At 68.3% G+C, this 24,049-nt stretch carries 20 protein-coding genes, 1 tRNA gene and 2 pseudogenes; 11 read left to right on the top strand and 12 right to left on the bottom strand.

Annotation, left to right across the window (positions count from 1 at the left end; translation table 11 throughout):
• The first annotated feature begins 101 nt into the window (after window positions 1–101).
• Window positions 102–257 carry a hypothetical protein gene (locus tag AC4NMM_RS03455; protein ID WP_172863947.1) on the top strand — a complete coding sequence of 52 codons (156 nt, stop codon included), beginning with the start codon at window positions 102–104 and terminating at the stop codon, window positions 255–257.
• Between the two features lie 45 nt (window positions 258–302).
• Here AC4NMM_RS03455 and AC4NMM_RS03450 read toward each other — a convergent pair whose 3' ends face one another.
• Window positions 303–941: a bifunctional 4-hydroxy-2-oxoglutarate aldolase/2-dehydro-3-deoxy-phosphogluconate aldolase gene (locus AC4NMM_RS03450; RefSeq protein ID WP_491923534.1), complete on the bottom strand. Its 639-nt coding sequence runs from the start codon at window positions 939–941 to the stop codon at window positions 303–305.
• 217 nt (window positions 942–1,158) lie between these two features.
• Between AC4NMM_RS03450 and dgoD the strand changes: the two genes are divergently transcribed.
• From dgoD to kdgK1, 3 genes are all read left to right on the top strand, one after another.
• Window positions 1,159–2,310, top strand: coding sequence for a galactonate dehydratase (dgoD, locus tag AC4NMM_RS03445; RefSeq protein ID WP_096396215.1), 1,152 nt, complete (start codon window positions 1,159–1,161; stop codon window positions 2,308–2,310).
• Window positions 2,311–2,350: 40 nt separating this feature from the next.
• On the top strand, window positions 2,351–3,205 hold the full coding sequence (locus AC4NMM_RS03440) for an SDR family NAD(P)-dependent oxidoreductase (RefSeq protein WP_096394362.1): 855 nt from the start codon (window positions 2,351–2,353) through the stop codon (window positions 3,203–3,205).
• A 159-nt stretch (window positions 3,206–3,364) separates the two neighbouring features.
• Window positions 3,365–4,330 (top strand): bifunctional 2-dehydro-3-deoxygluconokinase/2-dehydro-3-deoxygalactonokinase, encoded by a 966-nt coding sequence (gene kdgK1, locus AC4NMM_RS03435; RefSeq protein WP_491923533.1) that lies wholly within the window; start codon window positions 3,365–3,367, stop codon window positions 4,328–4,330.
• A 63-nt stretch (window positions 4,331–4,393) separates the two neighbouring features.
• On the opposite strand, the gene AC4NMM_RS03430 is transcribed toward kdgK1, so the two are convergent.
• Together AC4NMM_RS03430 and AC4NMM_RS03425 are read right to left on the bottom strand one after the other, a co-directional pair.
• Window positions 4,394–5,398: a Gfo/Idh/MocA family protein gene (locus AC4NMM_RS03430; RefSeq protein WP_491923532.1), complete on the bottom strand. Its 1,005-nt coding sequence runs from the start codon at window positions 5,396–5,398 to the stop codon at window positions 4,394–4,396.
• Between the two features lie 74 nt (window positions 5,399–5,472).
• Complete coding sequence (locus AC4NMM_RS03425; RefSeq protein ID WP_491923531.1) at window positions 5,473–6,150, bottom strand: MBL fold metallo-hydrolase; 678 nt, start codon at window positions 6,148–6,150, stop codon at window positions 5,473–5,475.
• Between the two features lie 196 nt (window positions 6,151–6,346).
• Between AC4NMM_RS03425 and AC4NMM_RS03420 the strand changes: the two genes are divergently transcribed.
• Complete coding sequence (locus AC4NMM_RS03420; protein ID WP_096394359.1) at window positions 6,347–6,724, top strand: YccF domain-containing protein; 378 nt, start codon at window positions 6,347–6,349, stop codon at window positions 6,722–6,724.
• A gap of 33 nt (window positions 6,725–6,757) precedes the next feature.
• Here the strand turns inward: AC4NMM_RS03420 and AC4NMM_RS03415 are convergent, their stop codons facing one another.
• The 4 genes and pseudogenes from AC4NMM_RS03415 to AC4NMM_RS03400 form a co-directional block, all read right to left on the bottom strand.
• Complete coding sequence (locus tag AC4NMM_RS03415) at window positions 6,758–7,204, bottom strand: FKBP-type peptidyl-prolyl cis-trans isomerase (RefSeq protein ID WP_491923544.1); 447 nt, start codon at window positions 7,202–7,204, stop codon at window positions 6,758–6,760.
• Between the two features lie 105 nt (window positions 7,205–7,309).
• A pseudogene (locus AC4NMM_RS03410) lies at window positions 7,310–7,477 on the bottom strand (peptide methionine sulfoxide reductase); the annotation flags it as partial.
• 48 nt (window positions 7,478–7,525) lie between these two features.
• Entirely contained in the window at window positions 7,526–8,869 is a 1,344-nt protein-coding gene (locus AC4NMM_RS03405; protein WP_491923530.1) for an RNA-guided endonuclease InsQ/TnpB family protein, read from the bottom strand.
• A 612-nt stretch (window positions 8,870–9,481) separates the two neighbouring features.
• Window positions 9,482–10,105, bottom strand: a complete 624-nt coding sequence (locus tag AC4NMM_RS03400) for a hypothetical protein (RefSeq protein ID WP_491923529.1) — start codon at window positions 10,103–10,105, stop codon at window positions 9,482–9,484.
• A gap of 227 nt (window positions 10,106–10,332) precedes the next feature.
• On the opposite strand from AC4NMM_RS03400, the gene AC4NMM_RS03395 reads away from it, so the two are divergent.
• On the top strand, window positions 10,333–12,609 hold the full coding sequence (locus tag AC4NMM_RS03395) for a phospholipase D-like domain-containing protein (protein WP_096394355.1): 2,277 nt from the start codon (window positions 10,333–10,335) through the stop codon (window positions 12,607–12,609).
• A 224-nt stretch (window positions 12,610–12,833) separates the two neighbouring features.
• Window positions 12,834–13,475 (top strand): annotated as a pseudogene (locus tag AC4NMM_RS03390) (class I SAM-dependent methyltransferase); the annotation flags it as partial.
• Between the two features lie 34 nt (window positions 13,476–13,509).
• Here the strand turns inward: AC4NMM_RS03390 and AC4NMM_RS03385 are convergent.
• The gene (locus tag AC4NMM_RS03385; protein WP_096394353.1) at window positions 13,510–13,917 is read right to left on the bottom strand and encodes a PIN domain-containing protein; all 408 of its coding nucleotides are present in this window, start codon (window positions 13,915–13,917) and stop codon (window positions 13,510–13,512) included.
• Entirely contained in the window at window positions 13,914–14,144 is a 231-nt protein-coding gene (locus tag AC4NMM_RS03380) for an antitoxin VapB family protein (RefSeq protein ID WP_096394352.1), read from the bottom strand. The genes AC4NMM_RS03385 and AC4NMM_RS03380 overlap by 4 nt, the downstream gene beginning before the upstream one ends.
• 442 nt (window positions 14,145–14,586) lie before the next feature.
• Here AC4NMM_RS03380 and AC4NMM_RS03375 point away from each other — a divergent pair, with 442 nt between their 5' ends.
• Window positions 14,587–15,477: a DMT family transporter gene (locus AC4NMM_RS03375; protein WP_096394351.1), complete on the top strand. Its 891-nt coding sequence runs from the start codon at window positions 14,587–14,589 to the stop codon at window positions 15,475–15,477.
• A 456-nt stretch (window positions 15,478–15,933) separates the two neighbouring features.
• On the opposite strand, the gene AC4NMM_RS03370 is transcribed toward AC4NMM_RS03375, so the two are convergent.
• The 3 genes from AC4NMM_RS03370 to AC4NMM_RS03360 all read right to left on the bottom strand — a co-directional run bounded on the left by AC4NMM_RS03370 (window position 15,934) and on the right by AC4NMM_RS03360 (window position 20,446).
• Window positions 15,934–16,006, bottom strand: a tRNA-Arg gene (locus tag AC4NMM_RS03370).
• A gap of 27 nt (window positions 16,007–16,033) precedes the next feature.
• On the bottom strand, window positions 16,034–18,643 hold the full coding sequence (locus AC4NMM_RS03365) for an efflux RND transporter permease subunit (RefSeq protein WP_491923528.1): 2,610 nt from the start codon (window positions 18,641–18,643) through the stop codon (window positions 16,034–16,036).
• Window positions 18,644–20,446, bottom strand: a complete 1,803-nt coding sequence (locus tag AC4NMM_RS03360) for a COG1361 S-layer family protein (protein WP_491923527.1) — start codon at window positions 20,444–20,446, stop codon at window positions 18,644–18,646.
• Window positions 20,447–20,729: 283 nt separating this feature from the next.
• Between AC4NMM_RS03360 and AC4NMM_RS03355 the strand changes: the two genes are divergently transcribed.
• The 3 genes from AC4NMM_RS03355 to rimI all read left to right on the top strand — a co-directional run bounded on the left by AC4NMM_RS03355 (window position 20,730) and on the right by rimI (window position 24,046).
• Window positions 20,730–21,536: a TrmB family transcriptional regulator gene (locus AC4NMM_RS03355; RefSeq protein ID WP_096394348.1), complete on the top strand. Its 807-nt coding sequence runs from the start codon at window positions 20,730–20,732 to the stop codon at window positions 21,534–21,536.
• Window positions 21,537–21,695: 159 nt separating this feature from the next.
• Window positions 21,696–23,390, top strand: a complete 1,695-nt coding sequence (locus tag AC4NMM_RS03350) for a PAS domain-containing protein (RefSeq protein WP_491923526.1) — start codon at window positions 21,696–21,698, stop codon at window positions 23,388–23,390.
• A 107-nt stretch (window positions 23,391–23,497) separates the two neighbouring features.
• Entirely contained in the window at window positions 23,498–24,046 is a 549-nt protein-coding gene (gene rimI, locus AC4NMM_RS03345) for a ribosomal protein S18-alanine N-acetyltransferase (RefSeq protein ID WP_096394346.1), read from the top strand.
• The last annotated feature ends 3 nt before the right edge of the window (window positions 24,047–24,049 follow it).

The raw sequence follows: 24,049 nt of genomic DNA, 5'->3' as shown, positions 1-24,049 counted from the left end.
AGAAACCGAGCTGAATCTCCGTTCCGTCGGTTTTCTACCGAATTATCACGGATGCGACCGCGAGCAGAAGACATATATCCGTCTTGGCGTAGTTCCCGGCCATGAACTGCGAGAGGTGTGGTATCGACGCCTCGCTCACGCATCGAGACGTCGACGGGTTCGCGTACTACCTCTGTGAGGCCTGTATCAGCGGGTGGGACGCGGTTCGGTCCCCGTCTCCCGACTCCGCCGACGAGACTCGGTCGCCAGCGCGGTAGGGGCGTCGCGCACGGCGGCGGCACCGAGTCGGACCGCCGAACGAGTCACTCCCGCGCGGCGGAGACGGACTCGACGACCGCGCGCGCGTTCGCCCGGATCGCGTCGAAGTCACCGGCGGCGACCGCCTCGTCGTCGACGATCGAACTGCCGACCCCGACCGCGACCGCGCCCGCCCGGACGTACTCGCCCGCGTTGTCCGCGCCGACGCCGCCGGTCGGCACGAGCGGAATCTGCGGGAGCGGGCCGCCGATCGCCGCGACGTGGTCCGGTCCGCCGGTCTTCGCGGGGAACACCTTCACCGCGTCGGCGCCGGCCTCGTAGGCCTCGATCGCCTCGGTCGGCGTGTACGCGCCGACGACGACGGGCGTCCCGTAGCGGTTCGCCGTCCGGATCACGTCGGGGTTCACCGTCGGCGTCACGAGGAACTCCGCGCCGGCGAGCTGCGCCGCGCGCGCGGTCTCCGCGTCGAGGACGGTGCCGGCGCCGACTACGGCGTCGTCGGTGCGCTCGGCTATCGCCTCGATGGAGGCCATCGCGTTCGGCGTGTCCGCCGTCACCTCCAGCGCCGTCACGCCGGCGTCGACGACGGCGTCCGCGACCGCCACGGCGTCGTCCCGTTCGACGCCGCGGAGGATCGCGATCACGCCGCCCTCCGTGATCCGGTCGAGTCGGTCGGTTCGCATGCGTGGTACCTGCCCGCGGGGGGTCTTAAATCGGCCGTGTGGGGGTCGGGCGCGGACGACCGCACCCGCCCGCTATTTAACGGACGGACGGGCAAGTACGACCGTGGCGACGGACCGGTCCGGGTCGGACGCCGGCGGCGACTACGGACGCCCGCCGCGACGGACGAAGCCCGAGTCCCGCGACCGGCGGACCGGTTCGGAGTTACCCCAACACACCATGCACATCACCGACTACGAGCTGTTCGAAGTGCCGCCCCGCTGGCTGTTCCTGAAGCTCACGACGAGCGACGGGAGGGTCGGCTGGGGGGAGCCCGTCGTGGAGGGCCGCGCCAAGACGGTCGCCGCGGCGGTGGAGGAGCTGCTCGACAACTACCTGCTCGGCGAGGACCCGACGCGGATCGAGGACCACTGGCAGACGATGTACCGCGGCGGCTTCTACCGCGGCGGGCCGGTCCTGATGAGCGCCATCGCCGGGATCGACCAAGCGCTGTGGGACCTCAAGGGGAAGCGGCTCGGCGCTCCCGTCCACGAGCTGCTCGGCGGCCGCGCGCGCGACCGGGTCCGCGTCTATCAGTGGATCGGCGGGGACCGCCCGGCGGACGTCGGCGAGGCCGCCCGCGAGAAGGTCGACGCGGGCTTCTCGGCGCTGAAGATGAACGCGACCCCGGAGCTGGAGTCGATCGACGCGCCGGCGGCGGTGGACGCCGCGGCCGACCGGATCGCGGCCGTCCGGGAGGCGGTCGGCGACGAGGTCGACATCGGGGTCGACTTCCACGGGCGCGTGGCGAAGCCGATGGCCCGCCGGCTCGCGGCGGCGCTGGAGCCGTACGACCCGATGTTCATCGAGGAGCCGGTGTTACCCGAGAACAACGACGCGCTCTCGGCGATCCGGGCGTCGACGACGATCCCGATCGCGACCGGCGAGCGGATGTACTCGCGGTGGGACTTCAAGGAGGTGCTGGAGGCGGACGCGGTGGACCTGATCCAGCCGGACGTCTCCCACGCCGGCGGGATCACCGAGCTGAAGAAGATCGCGTCGATGGCCGAGGCGTACGACGTGTCGGTCGCCCCGCACTGTCCGCTCGGGCCGATCGCGCTCGCCTCCTGTATCCAGGTCGACGCCTGTACGCCGAACGCGCTCATTCAGGAGCAGTCCCTCGACATCCACTACAACGAGACGAGCGACGTGCTGGACTACCTCGCCGACCCGTCGGTGTTCGAGTATCACGACGGGTTCGTCGAGGTTCCCGACGGCGACGGCCTGGGGATCGAGATGGACGAGGCACACGTCCGCGAGCAGGCCGAGAAAGACGTCGACTGGCACAACCCCGTCTGGCGCCACGACGACGGCTCCGTCGCGGAGTGGTGATCCCGATGGCGACCGAATTCCGACGACTGCGGAGGAACCGATGACCCGCCGTCCCGAGTCGCCGACCGAGGGGGCGGTCCCCGGACGGTTCGCCGGCGAGACCGCGATCGTCACGGGGTCGACGCGCGGGATCGGCGCCGGGATCGCGGAGCGGCTCGCCGCCGAGGGGGCGAACGTCGTCGTCAGCGGGCGCTCCGAGGAGGCGGGGGAGGCCGTCGCCGAGCGGATCGCGGATCGGAACGGCGGCGAGTCGGGCGACGACCCGGAGACCGGAGACGCGACGTTCGTCCGCGCCGACATGCGCGACCCGGACGACGTTGCCGCGCTCGCGGAGGCGGCCGCCGAGCGCTACGGCTCGGTCGACGTGCTGGTGAACAACGCCGGGGTCCAGACGGAGACGGCCGCCGACGAGGCGACGCTCGACGACTGGGCGTTCGTCGTCGAGACGGACTTCCGGGCGTACTGGCTCGCCGCGCGGGCGGCCCTCGAACACATGGACCGCGGCGCGATCGTGAACGTCTCCTCGAACCACGCGTACGCGACGATGCCGGCGCACTTCCCGTACAACGCCGTGAAGGCGGGGATCAACGGGATGACGCGGTCGCTCGCGGTCGACTTCGGTCCCCGCGTCCGGGTGAACACGGTCGTCCCGGGGTGGGTGGAGATCGAGCGGACGCGCGAGGAGCTGCCGGAGGGGCGGTTCGAGGAGGTCGAGTCGATCCACCCGACCGGGCGGATCGGCACGCCCGCGGACGTCGCCGGCGCCGTCTCCTTCCTCGCGAGCGAGGACGCCGCCTTCGTCACGGGCGCCGCGCTGCTCGTCGACGGCGGCCGCGGCGCGGTGATGCAGGACGACACGCTCCCGGACTACCGGGCTCGGGAGGACGCGAAGTAGCCGGGCGCAGTGCGGAGCGAGCGCGGTGCGGAGCGGGCGGGCCCCGCGAGGCGGGGGACGCGCGAGTCCCCGTTCTCGCCGGCCGACGGCGATCACCGTTTCTTATAAGCAACCGAGGCCAGCAACGAGTATGAACTCGTTCGAGGCCCGCAGCGCGGGGTGGCGCCGGTGACCGACCTCGTCACGTTCGGCGAGACGATGCTCCGGCTGTCGCCGCCGCGCGGCGAGCGGCTGGAGACGACGCGCGACCTGCGCGTCCAGGCCGGCGGCGCGGAGAGCAACGTCGCGGTCGGGGCCGCGCGGCTCGGCGCCGACGCCCGCTGGCTCTCGAAGCTCCCCGACTCGCCGCTCGGCCGGCGGATCGTGACCGAACTGCGGAGCCACGGCGTCCGCCCGGGCGTCGCGTGGGCGGACGCGGACGAAAGTCGGGTAGGGACCTACTACCTCGAACACGGCGGCGAGCCGCGGGGGACGAACGTGATCTACGACCGCGCCGACGCGGCGATCACGACCGTCGAGCCCGACGAGCTGCCGACGGACGCGGTCGCCGAGGCGGAGTGGTTCCACACGACGGGGATCACGCCCGCCCTCTCGGAGGCGACCGCGGCGACGACGACCGCGCTGTTGCGAACCGCCGGCGAGGCGGGGACCACGCGCTCGTTCGACCTGAACTACCGGGCGAAGCTCTGGGACCCGGAGACGGCGCGGGCGGCCTACGAGGACCTGTTCGAGCACGTCGACACCCTGTTCGTCCCGCGGCGGGACGCCCGCGAGGTCCTCGACCGCGAGGGCGGCGCCGTCGAGATCGCGCACGGGCTCGCCACGGAGTTCGGCTTCGACACGGTCGTCGTCACCCGCGGGCTGGAGGGGGCGGTCGCGCTCCACGACGGCTCGGTGTACGAGCAGGACGTGTACGAGGCGGAGACGTTCGACGCGATCGGCACCGGCGACGCGTTCGTCGCCGGCTACGTCGCGGAGCGGCTGCGCGGCGGGGACCTCCCCGCGGCGCTCCGGTGGGGGTCTGCGACCGCGGCGCTGAAACGCACCACCGACGGCGACCTCGCGGTGACGAACCGGGCGGAGGTCCGCGACGTCATCGACGGCGAGGGCGGGATCGACCGGTGAGCCGGGCAACAGTACTCGGACCGTATTGACGGGAGTCTGGAGTACGTTCTTCGGTGGCCGCGTTCAGAGGTCGACCGGGCCGCCGTCGGCGGCGCTCGCGGCGAGCGCGTCGATGACCTCCATGTTCGCTATCGCCTCCGCCCCATCCGTCAGGGGGGCGGTCCCGTCGGCGACGCGCTCGGCGAAGTGGTCGACCTGGAGCCGGTACTGGTCGACCGCGGGGAACGTCTCGACGCCGTGCCGGCCGTCGATCTCGTACTCCAGCTCGACGGGCTCGTCGGTCGGGGCGTCGAACGCGCGCTCGACTTCGACCCAGCCGTCGGGCGCGTCGACGCGGTACCGCTGGACCAGTTGGGTGTCGAAACCGGACGCGACCCGCGCCGAGCGGCCGTCGTCGTACGCGAGCACGCCCGCGAACTCCGTGTCGACGCCGGCGTCCCGGGTGTCGCCGGCGTGGGCGTACGCGCGGGCCGGCTCCCCGAGAATCGTCCGAGCGAGCGAGACGGGGTAGCAGCCGACGTCCATCAGCGACCCGCCCGCGAGGTCGGGGTCGAGCCGCACGTCGTTCGGGCGGTCGTACAGCGGGAACCGGAAGGTGGCCGTCACCGTGCGGATGTCGTCGAGCTCGTCGGCCGCGAGCGCGACGGCGCGCTCGGTGCGCGGATGGTACCGGTACATGAACGCCTCCATCAGCGTGACGCCCCGTTCCTCGCAGTGGTCGACCACCGCCCGCGCCTCGTCGGCGTCGGCGGCCAGCGGCTTCTCGCAGAGGACGTCCAGGCCGGCGTCCGCGGCGCGTTTCGTCCACTCGGCGTGGCTTCCGTTCGGGAGCGGAACGTACACCGCGTCGAGCGCGTCGTCGTCGAGCAGCGCCTCGTAGGAGCCGTAGCTTCGGGGGATCGAGTTCTCGGCGGCGAACCGCTCCGCGCGGGCGGCGTCGCGGGACGCCACCGCGCCGACGGTGTGATCGCTGGCGGCGATCGCCGGGATCACCGCTTTCCGGGCGATCGACGCGGTGCCGAGGACGCCGAATTCGAGGCTCGTCGAGCCGTTCGATGAAGCTGGCATGAGCGGGGGGACGCGCCCGCCGGGCAAGTCGGTTTGGGTCGGCGGGCTCGACGGCGGCCGCTATCGGTTCGTCGCTACCGGTCGACGGCCAACTCCCGGATGCGGTCCGTCCCCGCGGCGACGTGGCCGCCGTGGAAGCAGAACGTCTCCGTCACGGCCAGATCGGCGAGCGTCTCGACGCTCTCCCACGCGGTTTCGAGGTCTTGGGTCACCTCGGGGCGGGGCCCGACGAGCGCGCCGTCGACGACGTTGAGCGCGTCGGCGCTGACGAGGAGCTCCGCGTCGGGGAAGTGCGCCGACACGTGGCCCGGACTGTGGCCGGGCGTCGCAATGATCTCCATCGGCCCCGCGGCGGTCGCGAACGTCTCGCCCCCCGTCAGGCGGACGTCGACCGTCGTCGGGTCGATCGACAGCGGTCGCTCCGCGGTGGATTTGACGAGCTCCTCGTCGCCCTCCAGGTACGGCGCCTCCGTCTCGTGGGCGAAGACGACGGCGTCGGTCCGGTCGACGACGGTCGCCAGACAGCCGGCGTGGTCCGGATCCTGATGGGTGACGAGGATCCCCCAGGTGTCGGCGAGGGCCAGTCCCTCGTCGTCGAGCGCGGCCTCGAGGACGTCCGCGGTGTCGGGGAGGCCGACGTCGATCAGGAGGAGTCCCCGCGGCGTCTCGACGGCGGTCGCGTTGAACGTCGCCTCGCGGTCGTCCATCGATACCCGTAACGGGAGCCCGTGTACGCCCGGCGTCAGTTCCATACGAACGACACGCCGGCGAGCGCCTTGAAACGGACGGGGTCGGCCGAGGTTCCCCGCGGTAGTCGACCTGGACACGTTCCCGGGAAAACCTACCCGGAGCGCCCGTCGCCGCGACGTCCGGTAGCTCCCGTTCGAACGGTTCGCGGCGACGGCGACCGGCGACACTGGTTTGCCCGCTGAGCGTCTACCCCGAGTAATGGCACAACGGTCCCTGCTCGTTCGGGCGCTGTGGTTCCTGTTCGTCGGCTGGTGGGCGACGCCGATCGTCGTCAACGTCGCGTGGCTGCTCAACGTCACCGTCGTTCTGCTCCCCGTCGGGATCAAGCTGATCAACCTCGTGCCGACGGTGCTCACGCTCGCGGAGCCGCGGTCGCTGTCGGACCCCGACTCGGCCCGGGGGCAGCGGTCGCTCGTCGTTCGAGCGGTCTACTTCGTCCTCGTCGGGTGGTGGCTGAGCCTGCTGTGGGCGAACGTGGCGTCCGCGCTCGCGATCACGGTCGTGGGGCTACCGATCGCGATCTGGATGCTCAACCGGCTCCCGTACGTCACGTCGCTGTTCCGGTTCCACGGGTAGTCCCGCCGGGCACGCGGGGCGGACGGTTCGAACTCAGTTGACTTCGAGAATTTCGACGTCGAACGTCAGCGTCTCACCGGCGAGCGGCGGGTTGAAGTCCGCCCGAACGGTGTCGTCGTCGACGTGGACGACTTCGCCCTGACTACCGTCTTGGGCCTCGAGGTACGCGCCCTCCTCGGGCAGCTGGCCGCCGAGCAGCTCCCGGAGCTCGTCGGTGTCGAACTCCTCGACGTTCTCGTCGCTGGGCTGTCCGTAGGCCTGCTCCGGCGGAATCGTCAGCGTGTCCGTCTCGCCGGCTTCCAACCCGATGAGTCCCTCCTCCATCCCCTCGATGACCTGTCCGGCGCCGACCTCGACCGTCAGCGGCGCGTACTCGCGGTCGGGCTGGGCCTCGGCGAGGCCCGCCTCCTCGGCGACCGATTCCTGGGACGTGTCGAAGACGGTGCCGTCGTCGAGTCGGCCGGTGTACTCGAGCGTCACGGAGTCGCCAGTAGTTATCGACATACGGACACGAGGAGTGCCACACGGAAAGCCTGTGTCATCTGCGGACATCGGCCGCGCCGTGAGAACCGACGGCCGACGGCGTCACCCGGACGCCGGGAGCTCCTCGACCACCGCGACGTCGTGTCCGGCGGCGTAGCCGTTCAGCTTGGCGGCGATGGGTGACTCCCGCACCGCCTCGTCGTCGTATCCCGCCGCGTCGAACGCGTCCATGAGCGAGGAGACGGACCGGAGCTTGTACTTCTGGTGATGACATCCTTCCACGGCTGAAGCCGTGGGATTCCTCTCGTGGGATAGTGGCTATGCCGTCTCCCCAGAGGCAAGGTTCCCGTGACTGTCGACGGTACTCCGGTCTGTGCGCGCTTCTTTGGGACTGTCGTGAGGGTGTGGTTGCCCCGACCAGTCGTGGTCGTCCCACTCGAATCGCACGGGCCGTGCCATCGGCCTGACCTCTTGCTCTGTCTGCCGCTCGAGGAACGTTTTCGACGCCGTGAGATCCGCGTGTCCTTCGAACCCGCACGGACACGTCAGCGTCTCCTGATGCCGCGTGGTTCGATCTGTCGACCCGCACTGCGGGCACTCCTGACTCGTCCACGCTTCCGACCGCACCTCAACCGAGATACCGTACTCTTCGGCGGTACAGACCAGTCGGTCCACGAATTTCCGGAACGCCCAGAAATTGTGTGTCTTGGCGTTTGCCTCAACGGACCAGTGCGTCTCTAACACGCCCGTCAGGTCACCGATATACACCGTGTCGACACCCTCGGCGTACAGCCGTTCGATCACGTCACGACACAGCGCTGCTTGCGCGTGATCGCGGCGCCGAGTACGCTTGCGATACAGCCGCCGGATGCGCTCGCTGCTGTGTCGACCCGCTTCGAGTTTGGCCTGTAACCGGGCAATCTCTTGTGTCGTCTCGCGGAAGCGGGCGAACAGGTCGCGTCCCTCGTATAGATACTGTTCGCCGGTCGTCGTGGTACAAGCAACCAGATTGTTCGCACCGATATCCAGAGCGGCCGTTTCTGCGGCCAGTGGAGTTGCCCGTGTCTCGTCAGAAACAGTCACGGGCTGCGAAGCTCGGAAGGTGCCGTCGGTCTCGTCGTACCACAGGTCTAGTCGGCCCTGTTTTTCGTAGTCGGGCCAGTTCGGCTCGCCGGCGACTTCGAGTCGGAGACGTCCAGTGTGGTCGTATCTGTCTTTCAATTCACTCCCGACCAGTATCTCGAGCCGGGAGCGGTCACCCCATTCGATGGTATATGATGTGTTGCGAATAACGGTCTTGAGCTGACGCCCCTCGGCCTCATTGCCACGGAAGCCCGGCGGTTCAGGGTGATCCGTGACGGACGTGTTCGAGGCGTCGTGATACTGCTCTTTCAGCCGGAAGAACGCTCGCCACGCCTCGCTGTTCTTCCGGATTACCTGTTGGGCGGTGGATGCGCCGAGAACGCCTTTGTATGTGCCTTCAAGCTGGCCCGTATCGGCATCCCACACCCCGCCTTCGAATCTGTCTTCGTCGTTGTACCGCATGAGCCGCTGATAAGTGACTTCGTTCCAGAGAGCGGCGGAAGCGTCCAACAGGTCCCGTAGCAGCTGCTCTCCATCCTCGGAGAGCGGACGTACTGCGAACGTGTTGGTACGCCTCACGACGATAGGTCCTTATACTTTTAGTCTTAAAGACTTTTCGTTGTGCGCCCGAACATAGACATTTCACACACGCTCGGTGGTCGAATCAAAGACTACGCAGAAGCAAACGATCTGGAGCTCTCAGAGGCATACACCGAAGTGCTAGAGGCGGGGTTGGATGAATTGAATAGTTAAATATTCAATAATATTAGCGACAAGCCGGAATGCACAGAACGCCGCGCGTTGAACTCAGGCATCCTCCGTTGGCTGCCGGATATCGACGCGTGGGCGTCAGTCGTCGCCGAGCTATTGAATCCGGGCGGCGTCTTCTACCTGGCCGAACACCACCTAGTCGCTACGGCGCTCTCGAATACCCTCGGTACCGACAGCGACCCGATTACGATCGAACACCCGCACTTTTCGGCCGAGATATCGGCCACACCGGGAGATGGACCGCCGCACAAGTAGACGCACAGGCTGGGTGAGTTCCATGGGGGTTACTTTCCTGTAGAGCCGTCGGAGGGCGGTTCGTGGGTCGGCCCGCATCTACCGACGGTCGGGCTCGCAGACGTATATGTCGTGTGTTGGCGTGTCTCGGTTCTGGACGGAACGAGGGTCGCCTTCCGGTCGCCGTCAGTCGAGCCCGAGCGCGGCCGTGAGCGCCGCCGTCGCGCCCTCGTGGATGCTCGTGCCGTGGCCGACGAGGACGTGGTCGGGGTCCCACTCCGCGAGCTCTTCCGGCGACGCCTCGACTGCGGGGTGAACGCCGAGCGCGTCGCCGTCGTCTCGGAACGCCGGGAGCGTCCCGAGCGTCTCGGGGACGAGCAGCGTCTCGCGCTCGTCGTTCCACAGGACGGCCTCCTCCCAGTCGTCGTCCAGTCGGAGCTCGTGAACCTCGTACGCCGACCCGGAAAGCGCCGAGCCGGTCGGTTCCGCGTCCGCGTCGAGCTTCTTGCGGGTGAGCGTCATTCCCTCCGGCACGGATACGGCGACGTCGTGTCGACGCGCCACCGCCGCGGCGTCGCGGGTGTGTCGGTCCTGGAGGACGACGACGCCGGCGACGTCCCCAGCCTCGCGGAGGTGCGCGTCGAGACCCTCGACGTCGACCGGGTCGACGAGCCAGACGCCGGCGTCCGTCGTCAGCGCGTGGCTCGTTCGGCGCGCGTCCTCGTCGGGGTACGCGATCCAACTGAACCCGCCGTCCCACTCGGCCGTCTCAGCGGGTGTCGTGTCGTCTGCGGCATCGGTGTCGGCCATACGATCCATTGCTGGGCCAGAAGCTTACGTCTGTGCCCTGAAGGATCAGTAGCCAGCGCCGGCAGGCGGCAATTGAGTTGGATTTCCGGCTGAATCTGGCTAGATTACGCCTCTAACCGCGACGATCCTGCCACAACACAGGTTCGGAACGGGCGCTGTCTGATGACTCGGACTACTTCCACCGTGCTTGGCGCAGTTTTTATTCATATTAGTCGGTTGCCACTACCATGGACGAAGTTACGGCGAACATCTCATTCGACAAGTACCCGGATATGCCGGAGTTCTACGGGTCAGGGGCGGCGAAATATCGCTTAGCGATGGTGAAAGATCGGAGTGACTTTCTGGATTTGTTCGAAGGCGCTCGCCACGTGGATGCGGTAACGTACGCAGAAACGCCGGATCTGATGGTGAAAATGCTGACCGAGTATGATATCGGTTCGTTAGACGTTCTCATCGGCAATTCTGACGACTACGCGGAGCGGGTGAACGAGGTTGCGACCGCGAAATCGCTCGTTCAACTTCGGCAAGACGACCGCCTGACAATCCGATTGAAGAACCAGAAGACCGTTCATTCGAAGATCTACCGGATTGTCATGCCGGATGAGACGGTAAAGCTCGTCCACGGGTCAGCGAATCTCTCGCGGAACTCCTGGGAATACCACACGAACCAGATTGCTGTACTGACGACCGAGGTGGGCACTGAATTGGATTCGGAATTCAAGCGGTTCATCGACGAATACCGGGAGGGATACAGCGATCAAACACTCTTGGAAGGGTTAGTCGACGCATTAGAGCAAGCCGATTCGCCAGAGGAACGGGAGAATCGAATTGAGTACTGGGTCGGGGCCGGCGATCTCGACGTCAGCGACACAGCCGCGCTGAATCAGGATGCCGTCGAGGATCTAAAAGACGTCGCTGATCAGGTCACTGCGGTTGTCGATGATCCAGATGAGGCAGACGAAACTGTCGCATTCGTCGACGAGCCTGACAACGCGGATCGTAGTATTGTGGAGTCAAGTGATACCGACGAATCAGGTGACGAAGGCGACGGTACAGGGGATGAATCACCAGATGTCGGACTCGTCGAATCAGACCATGAGACAGGCCTGACTGCCAGCCTAGATCGACCTCGCGTTCGAGCCCCAGATGAGAAGATCCGAATGGGGACCAGCAAAGTCGATAAAGACACCGCAGACAAGTTTGGATCGCGACTTCGCGATAGCGGTGCCACCATCGAAGATCACAGTATCACGGCCCCGATGAGTGCGTACACCAGCGAAGTCAAGGAGTCAACATCGATTCCGACGATGTCTGTGCTTCCAGAGGCCGAGCAGGTTGTCATCGGTGAGGACGATGAGATGATCCTTGTTGCGACTGAGGACCCAACCCCCGAAGTCCTTGACCACTGTCTCGAGACAATTGAAGACTACATACTGACCGTCAGGAACCACGGCCACACCCAATCTGAGGAGGCTGTGATGGCGCAGATGTACGAAGCCTTTCTCTACGGGTTCTGGGCACCGTTCGCAAATCAGTACGCAGAGGCGCTATCGTCACCATCTCGAACGCTCGATAACGTCCTCCAGCATCTGTACATCGAAGGCAAAAGCGACGCAGGGAAAGATAAGCTCACCGAGTATATCTTGCGGCTCGTCTCTGATAACACGGTCATTTCCGGAGTTGACGCTGATGAGATTGGCGTCAAGGAGGTCCGTGGGATTCGTGAGTGGGATACGTGTTTCCCGTACGCCATCATTGACGCCGAAAAGGAGAAGATTCAGCGTTGGAGTCCGATTCGGAACTACTGGAGCGATTGGACCCCGACAAGTGTCGATCAACCGTGTCTCATTTTCACCACGAATGACGCGCTTCCAAAGTCGGAATTCCGGAACCGGATGAAGATTCTTAGCATGGACGTCTCGTTCCCGTCAAATCCAGAAGATCCCGGTTTCAGGGAAGCACAAGAGGACCTTTCTGAAGTGTTAGAGCGTCAAAATCCCATCTTCAGTTATGTGGCTCGGCGGATGGTAACCGAGAAACCGTGGACCGAGGGGGGTGGGACAGTTGAGGATGTCCGCCAGATCATGTGTGAGTTCTACGAGAAGGCCGGCCGAAAGCAGCCAGACTACTTCCCGACAGATGAGCCAGCGGAGAAAGAGTACAACACGGGCCGGCTGATGTGGCAGCGGGATATTCAGGGTGGTCGCGTCACGTTCAAGTCAGAACCGGGGGCAATCACAGCGAATTTCGACCGGGAAGGGTACGAAGTGTACGATTACGAAAAGCGGCTTCCAAAACGGTTCATGTCAGAGAAGTCAGCGACGAGCGTGTATATTGGGGCTCCTGAGGAGTTTGCGGAGTGGGTCGGATTCTCAGTTGAGGAACTGTTGAGTGACGAGACAGCAGCCGAGAGAGGTGGAGATGGCTCCGACTCTGATGATGGTGAGGCCACCGAAGCAGAAGACGAATCCAAGGGATTCCTGTCCAAGTTGCTCGGACGGTAAGCCAAGCCGTCGGAAAGTATATCAAGCGATTCCCACACAGAACGGGCTGATGGCGAACCCGGAGGCCCCGCAGGACGCGTACATCGAAGCAAACCGGACCCACTGGGAGCAGCTGGTCGCGGACCACCCAGACATCGAGTCGGCAGAGTCCGTCGAGGCGTTCTTGGACGGCGACGCGGCGTTGCTTCCGGTCCAGCGCGACGAGATGGGCTCCGTCGCGGGGAAAGTCCCTCATCGACCTCCAGTCGCATCTCGGCGTCCGCACGCTCTCGTGGGCCCGGGCGGGCGCGACGGTGACCGGCGTCGACATCGCCGCCGAGTCCGTCGCCGTCGCGCGGGACCTCGCCGCCGAAGCCGGCCTGGCGGATCGCGCGGAGTTCATTCAGGCGAACGTCCTCGATCTGCCGGCCGCCCACGACGAGCGCTACGATATCGTCGTCACGAACTTCGGCGTCCTCTGTTGGCTGCCGGACCTCGACGCGTGGGCGTCGGTTGTCGCTTCGCTGTTGAAGCCGGGCGGCGTCTTCTATCTGGCCGAACACCACCCGGTCGCGACGGCGCTCTCGGATAGTCTCGGTGCCGACAGCGACCCGATTACGGTCGAACATCCGTACTTTTCGACCGAGACGCCGGCCACATCGGGCGATGCGCGGCCGCACAAGTGGACGCACGGACTGGGTGAGATCCTGACCGCGCTCATCGAGGCAGGTATCGAGCTCGAGTTCGTCCACGAACACCCGTTTTCGGTGATCCAGCGCGCACCCGAGATGGTACAAGCCGACAATGGCACCTGGCAATTCGACTCCGACGTCGATCTCCCGCTGCTCGTGACCGTGAAAGGCACGCGACGCGCTGACGGCACCTGAACGAACGCAGGAGCGAAACAGCCAGCCTGTGAGGTCACCGGTATGTTTCCACAGAGACACCAGGAATCGTAGCGAAGTGACTGTCGGCGGCCAGGACGGACTCATCGCGTTCCACCGCGGTTGCGGCGATCACTGCGTCGCCTTTCCCGATACCGGGTCCATCACCTTCGTCTGCCGCTGCCATCCGTTCACCGAGGAGCTGCCCAGCCCGCCGAGAAACACTCGGAGTCATGTCTACGATCGGGTACGACGCAAGCACAGCATCGACTGCTTGCCGCTCCGCACGTGTGTTTGCCACCTTCCCAACGCCAATGTACAGCTCGAGAGCGGTCATCGAGGGGATCACCAAGGGAATACTCTCAGCTTCGAGTTCCCGCTCTTTCGTGACAGCCGCATCAACGTCGCCGATAACGTCTAAGACAAAACTTGTGTCAACAATCATTCGAACCGCTCCGCAACTTCACGGACCTCATCGCGGTCCGCCCGGTCAGCAGCTTCGACTGCGGTCCGCATCTCGCTCACTTGCTCCTCGTCAAAGACGCCGCGGAGATCACGAAGGGAGCGCCCCCCAATGAGTCGCCCGACAGCGTCGCTAAACGATTCATCATCTCGTTTGTTTGCCTTGATGCGCTCGTACACATCGTCCTCGAGCCGCACTTGACGTGACATCCTTGTTGACAGCGTTGACACTCTACGGGAATGAAGATTTGGGGACTTCTCACGCCGAGTTGAGTCGTTGAACCGCAAGTATGTGCTCATCGGGGGTAGGCTGTGGTAATCTGTCACGCCAGCCGGAATTGCGTCGCTGAGAATCTCTTCGCTTCCTTTCCCAGTATAGAGAAGAACCGGCAGGTCCGGATACCGCTCGGAGCTCTTTGAGCAGCTCAATGTCGTTCATGACGCGCAAGTGGCTGGGTGGATACGACCGCTGAAGCCACTACAGAACCGAGCGTTCCACTTACCGACTCAGTGGGTGCTCTCCGGCGAGCCCTGATTTGTCGGGGCGCAGCGACCGCCCAACAGGCTAGTTCGGGCAGCCACAACACGTTCGAAGGCGAATCGAGCGAGCGGTTCGACGGGTCTTTCGTTGTTGGCGGCGACCTCCGCGTGAATGAGTCGCTCCCGGACGGCCGGCCGCTTCCTGTTGCTGTGCGCAGTGTGGGGGACGGCGTTCATGGCGACGGACGTCGGCCTCGCGGACCTCCCCGCAGTCCCGTTCGCCGCCGTGCGCTTCGACGTCGCTGCAGTACTGTTGTTCGCCGCCGTGCTCGTCGCCGGCGTGGAGATCCGCCCCCGGACGCGGGACGACTACGTCTACGTGCTCGTCGGCGGGGCCCTCATCATCGGCGCCCACCACGCGTTCCTGTTCGCCGGCCAGCGGTACGTCACGGGCGGCGTCGCCGCCGTGCTGTTGGGGCTCGTCCCCGTGGTGACCCCGGCACTCACGCGGCTCGTCTCGACCGACGAGGAGTTCACCGCCGCCACCGCGCTCGGCGTCGCGCTCGGGTTCGTCGGCGTCGTCGTCATCGCGAATCCCGACCCGGCGAACCTGGCGGACAGCGTCCTCGGCGTCGCGCTCGTGCTCGCCGCCGCGCTCGCGTTCGCCGTCGCCGCGGTCGTCACCCACAGCCGGTCGCCGTCGATGCCGTTCCTCGCGACGCAGGCCTGGATGATGGCCGTCGGCGCGGTCGTCCTCCACGCCGCCGTGCTCGCGCTCCCTGGCCAGTCGTTCGCGGCCGCCACGTGGACGCTGTCCGCGCTCGCCGCCGTCGCGTACCTCTCTGCGGTCGCCGGCGTCGGCGGCTTCCTGCTGTACTTCACGCTGCTGGACGACCTCGGACCGATCGAGATGAGCTTCATCGAGTACGTGATTCCCGTGTTCGCGGCGCTCGCGGGCTGGCTCGTGCTCGGGCAGGAGGTGACGCCTGCGACGGTTGGCGGCTTCGTGTTCATCCTCGCGGGGTTCGTTGCCGCGAAGTGGCGGGCGCTCCGTGGGACGTAGCGGCGCACGGAACACCCCCGCGTTAGCCGGCGTCCTCTCGCAGCCGTCTGCTCCGCGACGCGACGACCGACGAGGCGGTGCGACACGGGTCGGTCTCGCAGCTGAAACGCGACCGGGCTCACCGGGCGGGACCGCGAGGGCGGCGACCTGTACCGCGACGCCGCCGGCGAACTCGCGCACGAGGGCGCGATCGGATTCGTCGACGAGGACGGCCGCCCGTGGGACGTGAAGAGATCAATGGTCAACGGCAGCGACCGACGTTCGAGTTCTGGGAGCACGAGACGCTCGCGGACGCTGACGGTGGCTACGCGCTCGTGTTGCGGTCGAGATCGTCGCGAACCCGCCGGTCGACGAGAGTGTGAGACGGGACGCAAAAGGGCGCGACGGGATCCCCGCGAGCGACCAAAGGGAGCGAGCGGGGGTCAGTCGCGCCCGTGACTGAGCGAAGCGAAGGAACGGGCGCGACGGGATTTGAACCCGCGGCATCTTGGTCCGGAACCAAGTGCTCTGTCCGCTGAGCTACGCGCCCTCACCAGCCGGTACCCGCGGCGAGCGTTTAACGCTTCTGACTCGGATCCTCGGCGGGCGACCGCGGGTCAGTCTGCCACTCGAACGCGTCGGCGCCGGAGTCGCCGTCCCCGGCCGACTCGTCCGTGCCGCCGTCGGTGCGAGCCCGGTCGCTCGCGTCGCCCTCGCCGACCGCGATCACGTCGGCGGCGTCGAGCAAGCGCCCGACGAACAGGAGTCCGGGGCGGCGCTCGACGACGGCGACCCAGATGACGAGCGCCGGCGGCAACACGATCAGCGACGCCAGGTACGCGAGGGTGATGCTGGCGGCCGTGAGCAGCCCGAACTGGCCGAGGATCGGGGTGATGGCCAAGACGAGCACGCCCGTGCCGAGCGCGGTCGTCGCCCACGTGCCGGTGAGCGCGCCGCCGGTGCCGCGGAGCGTGGTGACGACCGCGGCGTCGACGTCGCCCCCGCGGGGGTACTCGTCGTGGAAGCGGTGCGCGACGTGGACGGTGTAGTCCACCCCGAGCCCGATGGTGATCGCGAGGATCGTCGCGGTGATCGCGTTGAACGGGATGCCCGCGAGCCGCATCGTGGCGGTGAGCGTCGCGACGGCGACCGTCACCGGGACGAGCGTGACGAGGCCCAGCGTCGGGCTGCCGAGCAGCAGCCAGAATAAGATTACGAGGAACACGGCGGAGAGCCCGAGCGCGGCCGCCAGCGAGACGATCGCGGAGTCGAATATCGTGTCGGCGACCGCCTGAAACACGACGATCTGGCCGGTCGCGGTCGCGTCCCCGCGGTAGCGGTCGGCGACGCGCCGGGCGTCGGCGGTGATCTCGGCGTCGCTGGCGTCGGACTCGACGGCGTACACGATCCGGGTCGACCGGCTGTCGTCTGCGAGGTACTCACCTGTGAAGTCGTCGTACGGCGAGTTCCGCAGCTCGGTGTAGATCCGTTCGAGGTTCCGGTTCGGCCGCCCGCCGTCGAGCGAGGAGTCCTCGACGAGCTGCTCGAACTCTGGGTCCTCGGCGGCGTACGCGTCGATCGCGCTCTGGACGCTCTCGGCGCTGGCGCGGCCGTCGACCGCCACGAACGTGTCGGGCGGGTCGCGCTCGGCGCGCGCGAGGCTGCGGAGGGCACTGTCGCTGGTCATGCGCCGCTCCACGTAGATCGTGACGGTGTCGTCCTCGCTCGTGGCGAAGTTCTCGGAGAGGAAGTTGATCGTCTCCGTCGCGGTGTACTCGCCGGGCTGGAGCGGGCCGGGGAAGTAGTCGATGTACGCCGGCTCCTCGCTCGGCGGCAGGAAGTCGTCGTCCTCGAAGGTGGTGTCCACGCCCGCGCCGTAACCCGCGGCGCCCGCGGTGATCAGGAGGACGACGACGAGGAAGACGGCGGGCGCGGGCCGCGAGATCGCGGACAGCCGGGGGAGGAGACGCCCGAGCGCGGATTCCTCGGCGCCGAGGGGGCGCGAGCCGAACTGGGGCAGGTCGTGCTCGGCGCGCCAGCGGTCGAGGATCAGCTTGGCGGCCGGGAGGAAGCCGACGAAGATGACGAGGGTGAAACAGATGCCGAGCCCGGCGACGACGCCGAACTCCCGGAGCGGGGGGAGCGAGCTGGTGAGGTTCGCGAGGAAGCCGATGATCGTCGTTCCGGCGATGATCGAGTACGCCACCACGAGCTGGCCGAGCGCGCCGCGCATCGCGGTCTCCGGCGGCGCGCCCGCCGCGCGGTCCTCGCGGTAGCGGTTCACCGTGTGGATCCCGAAGTCGATCCCGATCGCTAAGAGGAGGACCGGCACCGCGATCAGCACCTCCGAGAAGGCGATCCCCGCGTACCCCGTGAAGCCGAACGTCCACACGACCGTCATCAACAGCGCGACCCCGCCGAGCACGAAGTCGAACGGGTCGCGGTAGGCGTACGCCAGGAGGCCGAGGATGACCGCGAGCGCGGCTGGCACGACGATGGCGAGCGAGTCGAAGATGACGCGCTGGAACTCGGCGTCGACGATTCCACCCCCGAACGCGGTCACGTCGCCGGGGGCCTCCTCGGCGACGGTGCGGGCCTCCTGCTGGATCGCCTGCGTGTCCGCCGAGGCCGGGAACGAGTGGGAGACGACGCCGAGCGACGCGGAGGCCGTCCCGGACTCGCGGTTGAAGTCGTCGGAGAGCAGCGTGGCGAAGCCGGGGTCCTCGGCCGCGGCGTCGACCGCGTCCTCGATTTCGCCGTCGCTGGCGCGCTCGATCGCGTCCCGGGCCGCCGCGGGCGTGTCGGCGTCCGCGTCGATCTCGGCCGCGACGTCCATCGCGGGCGCGGAGACGTCGGTCACCCGCAGCCCGTCGCGCTCGGCGAGCCGCTCGGCGGTCGCCAGCATGTCGAGCAGGCCGCGGCGGTCGAGCACGTTCACGTCGCGCTGGATCAGCTGCGTCGTCGGGTCGTCACCCCCGAACGCCGGCTCGAACCGCTCGTTCACGCGGTCGAGCGCGTCCGCCTCCTCGATTCCGTCCGTGAACTGGTCGCTGCCCGCGCTCGCCTCCAACAGCGCCATGCCGGGCGCGAACAGGGCGGTGACGACGAGGCAGGCGATCACGACCCGGCGCGGCTGCTCGATGACCCGGTCGGTGATCGCGCCGAACAGCCGGGTGACTGGGTCCATCTATCGGGAGCGGAGCCGGCTGCGGAACTCGGAGATCGCCCGGCTCACCCGGCCGCGCTGCCACACCAGGGCGCCGCCGACGGCGACGACGCCGAGTAGGGCGACGATCCCGAGCGGCGAGGAGAGCGCCCCGCCCTCGTCGTCTTCGACCACCTCGACCGGGAGCTGGTAGGTGTCGGAGAGCTGTTCGTCGCCGTCGGCGTCGTCGTACCGGAAGTCGACCGCGGCCGCATACGTCTTCGGCGTCGCGCCGCCGTCGACCGCGACCTCGAAGCTGACCGTCGTCTCCTCGCCCGGGTCGAGCGAGGTGACGAACGCCTCGTCGGACGACGAGGAGAGCGGCGAGTCGACGAACAGCTTCGCCTGGACGTTCGAGATCGGTTCGGGCCCGGTGTTCCGGACGACCGCGTCGTACCGGACCGTCGACCCCGGCGTCACCGACGACGGGTCGGTCGCGTTCGGCTCGGCGGGCGACACGGCGAAGACGTCCGCCTCGGGCGCGACGTCGACGACGACGTCGAGCGTGTCGGAGACGATGACGTCGCCGGCCGACCCCGTCGAGACGAGCGAGACGGTCCCGTCGTCGCCCTCGCTCGCGCTCACCCCCTCGTCGGTGCCGAGCCCGCGGTAGCGGACCGCCACGGTGACCGTCCGGGGGCCGGGGTTCGCGTCCGTGCGGAGTCCGGCGTCGAACGTCGCGGTGGCCGTCTCGCCGACCGCGAGGTTGCCGACCGTGTCCCGCGTCGAGCGGGGGACGATGTTCGGGTCGGACTGGATCGTCTCCTGACCGACGCCGTCGGGCGCGGGCGCCTCGTTGCTGAACAGGACGACCGCGTTCTCGATGTCTCGGGGCCCGCGGTTGCGGACCTCGACGGTGAACGAGCCGTCCTCGCCGACGCGCAGCGTGCTGTTCAGCCCCTTCGCGGTGAACGCCTGTCGCGAGAGCGGCGTCACGCCCGTCCGGACCGTCCGCGCGGCCGCGTTCGCGCGCTCGGCGTCGCGGTAGTCGACCTCGAACTCCAGCGTCGACGCCCGCGCGGTGGCCTGGCCGGCGGCGGCGAACCGGTAGGCGAACGTGCGGTTCTCGCCCGGCGCCCACGCACCGACGTACGTCTCGGTCGTGCCCGCGTCGGTGGCGAACGAGAGGTCGGGGTCGATCGGGTTCGCGGCGACGCTCGCCTCGTAGGCCGTCTCGTTCCGGACGTTCCGCATCGTCACCTCGACAATCCCGCTGTCCCCGGCCTGGACGACGCCGTCGACGTCGACGACCGCGAACTGCGCGCGGTCGGTGATCTCCACGGAGACGTACACCGTCTCCGTCACGACCTCCTGGTCGCGAACGGTGGCGCCGTCGTCCACCTCGGCGCTCTCGACGTTCCGGTACTCCAGTCGGATCGGGACGCGGTAGACGCCGGGATCGGCGTCTTTGTCGGGGACGACGGTGAACTCGATCGGCCCGGTGACGCCGCGCGTAACGTCGCCGACGGCCTGCTCGCCGGTCCGCACGTCGAAGGGGACCTCGCGGTTGGCCTCGTCGCCCGTGAGGATCCGCGCGGTCGTCTCGTGGGCGGTCACCACCTCGCTCTCGAGGTTGTCCGCCCCCTGCGCGTCGATGTCGCCGCGGTTGTTCAGGCTCACCTGGAGCGTCGACTCCTCACCGGGGACGAACGCCGTCTCCGGCGCGAACGCCTCGATGTCGGGGTCGCCGCGCACCGTGTCGTTGGCCGACTGCGCGACCGCCGTGCCGGTCGCGAGCAGGGACGCGACGAGGAGGAGGACGACGGCCGTCCGGATTCGACTCATGTTGGTTGCGAACGCGTACGGGACTGCGACGTAATACCCTTCGGGAACCCGTGACAACAACGTGTCTGTTTCCGTAGAGTACCTGTTGAGACGAGCGGCGGAACAGATTGTACCAAAGTCGTCTTTTCATCGGTCCTAACGGCGTTTAGTCGGTGTTTTCCAATTCGCGAGCGGGACACCGGAGGCGAACGACGAAACGATCGGGCGTTGTGCGTCCGCTCTTTTATATATTGACGCGAGCGAGAGCGCCGACGCTTTGTGTGGGACCCGCTTATCGGGACTCATGGAGTCGCTCCGCGACCTCGGGCTGTCGAGCTACGAGGACCGGGCGTACCGCGCGCTGCTCGCGCTGGGCACCGGGACCGCCGCGGCCGCCGCCGAGGAGAGCGGCGTACCGAAGGGCCGGATCTACGACGCGCTCGGCGGCCTGGAGTCGCGCGGGCTGGTCCGCGTCCAGACCGACCGCGAGCCGAAGCGGTACGCCCCCGTCGAGCCCGCCGTCGCCGTCGACCGCCTCGTCGAGGCGAAGCGCCGGGAACTCCGACAGCGGATCGAGACGTACGAGTCCGGCAAGTCGGAGCTGATCGACCGGCTGGCCGACGCCGAGGCGACCGACGACGAGTTCTGGACCGCCGCGGTCGGCGCCGACGACTCGCTCGACCTCCTCTTCGAGCGGATCGACGCCGCCGAGGAGTCGATCGTCGTCGTCGCCACCGACGTCTCCGCGCAGTTCGACGTCGACCGCGAGGGGCCGGAGCTGCTCGACCGGCTCCTCGCGGCGATCCGAAGCGGCGTCGACGTCTCCGTGCTGCTCTCGCCGGGCGTGTTCGACGACGCCCGCGCCGCCGTCGACGAGGACCGCGCGACGCTGACGATCGCGCAGGGGCCCTTCGAGCTGCGGATCACGGAGGACGCGTACGGGAACTTCTACCTCATCGACGGCGAGGAGGTGTGCCTGGAGGTGGCCGACCCGCTCGCGCCCGACCGGCTGTTCGGCATGCTCGACCTGCGCGACCGCGGGTTCGCCGCCCGGGTGCGGGACGGCTTCGAGGCCGCGTGGGCGAACGCGGCCGTCGTGGACGAGGTGTGACCGCTCGCGGGGTCGTTCTCGCGGAGCGCGAACCGCCGACCGGACGCGGCGGGCGAGCCGGGGGCGCCCTCGGCGCTCGTCGAAGCGTGTGTTATCAAAACTGATTTTCTCGGCGCGCGGTTTTATATTCCCGCGTCCGTACGGGCGATAGAACTCACAGTGACCCTCCGGAGATCCGACACGCCGACGCCCGCCCGCGGCGCCGACGAGGGCGACGCCCCAGAGGGCGACGACGACGCGCCGGTCGACGCGCCGACCCGACCCCCGGAGCGGCGGGGCCGGTCAGGCGACCGCGCCCGTGCCGAGCGCACCGACGCCCGCCGGACCGCGAACGCTCCCGACGGCGGCCCGACCGCGGGCGGCGACGACGCTAGGCCGGTTCGGACCGGTGTGCGCCCGCCCGAGCCCGACCGGTTCCTCCTCGCGGTCGCCGTCGACGGCGAGGTGCTGTTCGCCGGGCCGTCCGTCCCGGACGTCGTCGGCGTCGAGCGCGACGCGCTCGTCGGGAGCGACCTCCTCGACCGCGTCCACCCGAGCGACCGCGAACCGGTCGCCGACGCGCTGTCCGCGGTCGCGACGAGCCGGACGGTCACCCACCGCATCCGCCGCGCGAGCGGGGGGTACGCGTGGGTCGAGTCCGTCGTCGACGAGGAGCTCGCGCCGGAGTTCGCCGGCCGGATCGTCACGGTCCGCCGGGTCGACGCCGACCGCACCTTCCCGGAGCGCTACCGCGCGTTCTTAGAGTACGGCAGCGACCTCGTCACCGTCGTCGACGACGACGGGCTCGTCGTCTACGAGAGCCCCTCCGTCGAGGAGGTGCTCGGCTACGAGCAGGGGTCGACGGTCGGGCGCTCCCCGCTCGGCTACGTCCACCCGGACGACCGGGACCGCGTGACGGAGCGGTTCTACCGCGCACTGGGCGAGCCCGACGCGGCGCCGACGCTGGAGTACCGCTACCGCGCCGCCGACGGCGACTGGGTCTGGCTGGAGTCGCGGACGCGGTCGCTGCCGGCCGACAGCCCGGTCGGCGAACTGCTCATCAACTCCCGCGACGTCAGCGAGCGGAAGGCGCGCGAGCGGCGCCTCACCGACCGCAACGAGCGGCTCGACCGCTTCGCGAGCATCGTCTCGCACGACCTGCGGAACCCGCTGTCGGTGATCCGGGGGTCGATCGAGATGGCGCGGCTGCGCGGCGAGACGGAGCCCCTCGACCGCGGCGAGCGCGCGGTCGACCGGATCGATCAGCTCGTCTCGGAGCTGCTCACCCTCGCGCGGCAGGGGACCGGGATGGACGAGCCCACGGAGTTCGACCTCGCGAGCGTCGCCCGCGACGCCTGGGAGACCGCCGCCGGGGGCGACGACGCGGAGCTGGTCGTCGCCGGCGACGCGCGGGTGTACGGCGACCGCGGCCGGATGCGACAGGCCTTAGAGAACCTGTTCCGCAACGCGACGGAACACGCGACGACGGACGCGTCAGAGGCGAGCGGGGACGAGTCCGCCGGCGACGCGTCGGGCGACGACGCGCTCGCCGGCGACGACCTCACCGTCCTCGTCACCGCCACCGACGAGGGGTTCCTCGTCGCCGACGACGGGACGGGGATCGACCCCGACCACCGGGAGTCGGTGTTCGAGTCGGGGTTCACCACCCGAGCGGACGGGACGGGGTACGGGCTCGACATCGTCCGCGAGGTCGTCGAGTCGCACGGGTGGCGCGTGGAGCTGCGAGCGGCCACGGACGGTCCCGTCGACCTCGCCGACGGGCGGCGGCTCCGACCGCCGGACGGCGCCTGCTTCGAGGTGTGCGCCCCCGACCCCGCCGACGCCGACCCGGACGAGCCCTGGATCGACGCGTGAGGGAGGCCGCGCGTCGCCGCCGCGGCCCTCGTCGACCCGGCGCGTTCCTTCTCAGCACCCCTCCGCCGACCCGGGGCGTTTATTCTCCGCGGCCCGCAAGCCGACCCGTGAGCGTCCCCGACGTCGCGGTCCGGCGGGCAGAGCGCGCCGACCTCCTCGCGGTGGTCCGGATCGAGCGCGCCTGCTTCTCGGACCCGTGGCCGCACGACGCCTTCGAGCGGCTGCTCGACGAGCCGGCGTTCCTCGTGGCGGAGCGAGCGGGCGCGGTCGTCGGGTTCGTCGTCGCCGACCGGACGCCGAACCACGGCCGCGACATCGGCCATATCAAGGACTTGGCCGTCCACCCCGACGCCCGCGGCGAGGGGATCGGTCGGACCCTCCTCCGGTCCGCGCTGGCCCGACTCCGCGCGACCGGCGTGGCGGTCGCTCGGCTGGAGGTGCGCGAGGGGAACGACCCCGCCCGGTCGCTGTACGCCGACGAGGGGTTCGATCCGATCCGGCGGGTCGGCGGCTACTACCGCGACGGCGAGGACGCGATCGTGCTCGTCGTCGACCTCGCGGACTGGGCCGAGGGGGAGGCGGCGGGCGGTCGCGGCGAGTCCGGCGCGGACGGCGACGCGTCGGGGACGGACGGCGACGACACAGCGAAGCGGTAACGC

The sequence above is a fragment of the Halorubrum sp. SD41 genome (assembly GCF_058630335.1).
The sequence above is the reverse complement of the archived record's forward strand: the minus strand, read 5'-3'. Positions and strand labels throughout refer to the sequence as shown.

Bases quoted from the DNA above. Each gene is read 5' to 3' on its own strand.
- AC4NMM_RS03400 (WP_491923529.1), bottom strand. From the start codon at position 10,105: ATGGCCGACACCGATGCCGCAGACGACACGACACCCGCTGAGACGGCC.
- AC4NMM_RS03355 (WP_096394348.1), top strand. From the start codon at position 20,730: ATGGAGTCGCTCCGCGACCTCGGGCTGTCGAGCTACGAGGACCGGGCG.
- AC4NMM_RS03430 (WP_491923532.1), bottom strand. From the start codon at position 5,398: ATGCCAGCTTCATCGAACGGCTCGACGAGCCTCGAATTCGGCGTCCTC.
- AC4NMM_RS03385 (WP_096394353.1), bottom strand. From the start codon at position 13,917: ATGATTGTTGACACAAGTTTTGTCTTAGACGTTATCGGCGACGTTGAT.
- dgoD (WP_096396215.1), top strand. From the start codon at position 1,159: ATGCACATCACCGACTACGAGCTGTTCGAAGTGCCGCCCCGCTGGCTG.
- AC4NMM_RS03375 (WP_096394351.1), top strand. From the start codon at position 14,587: ATGAGTCGCTCCCGGACGGCCGGCCGCTTCCTGTTGCTGTGCGCAGTG.
- AC4NMM_RS03425 (WP_491923531.1), bottom strand. From the start codon at position 6,150: ATGGAACTGACGCCGGGCGTACACGGGCTCCCGTTACGGGTATCGATG.
- AC4NMM_RS03395 (WP_096394355.1), top strand. From the start codon at position 10,333: ATGGACGAAGTTACGGCGAACATCTCATTCGACAAGTACCCGGATATG.
- AC4NMM_RS03440 (WP_096394362.1), top strand. From the start codon at position 2,351: ATGACCCGCCGTCCCGAGTCGCCGACCGAGGGGGCGGTCCCCGGACGG.
- AC4NMM_RS03455 (WP_172863947.1), top strand. From the start codon at position 102: ATGAACTGCGAGAGGTGTGGTATCGACGCCTCGCTCACGCATCGAGAC.
- AC4NMM_RS03450 (WP_491923534.1), bottom strand. From the start codon at position 941: ATGCGAACCGACCGACTCGACCGGATCACGGAGGGCGGCGTGATCGCG.
- AC4NMM_RS03420 (WP_096394359.1), top strand. From the start codon at position 6,347: ATGGCACAACGGTCCCTGCTCGTTCGGGCGCTGTGGTTCCTGTTCGTC.
- AC4NMM_RS03360 (WP_491923527.1), bottom strand. From the start codon at position 20,446: ATGAGTCGAATCCGGACGGCCGTCGTCCTCCTCCTCGTCGCGTCCCTG.
- AC4NMM_RS03380 (WP_096394352.1), bottom strand. From the start codon at position 14,144: ATGTCACGTCAAGTGCGGCTCGAGGACGATGTGTACGAGCGCATCAAG.
- AC4NMM_RS03365 (WP_491923528.1), bottom strand. From the start codon at position 18,643: ATGGACCCAGTCACCCGGCTGTTCGGCGCGATCACCGACCGGGTCATC.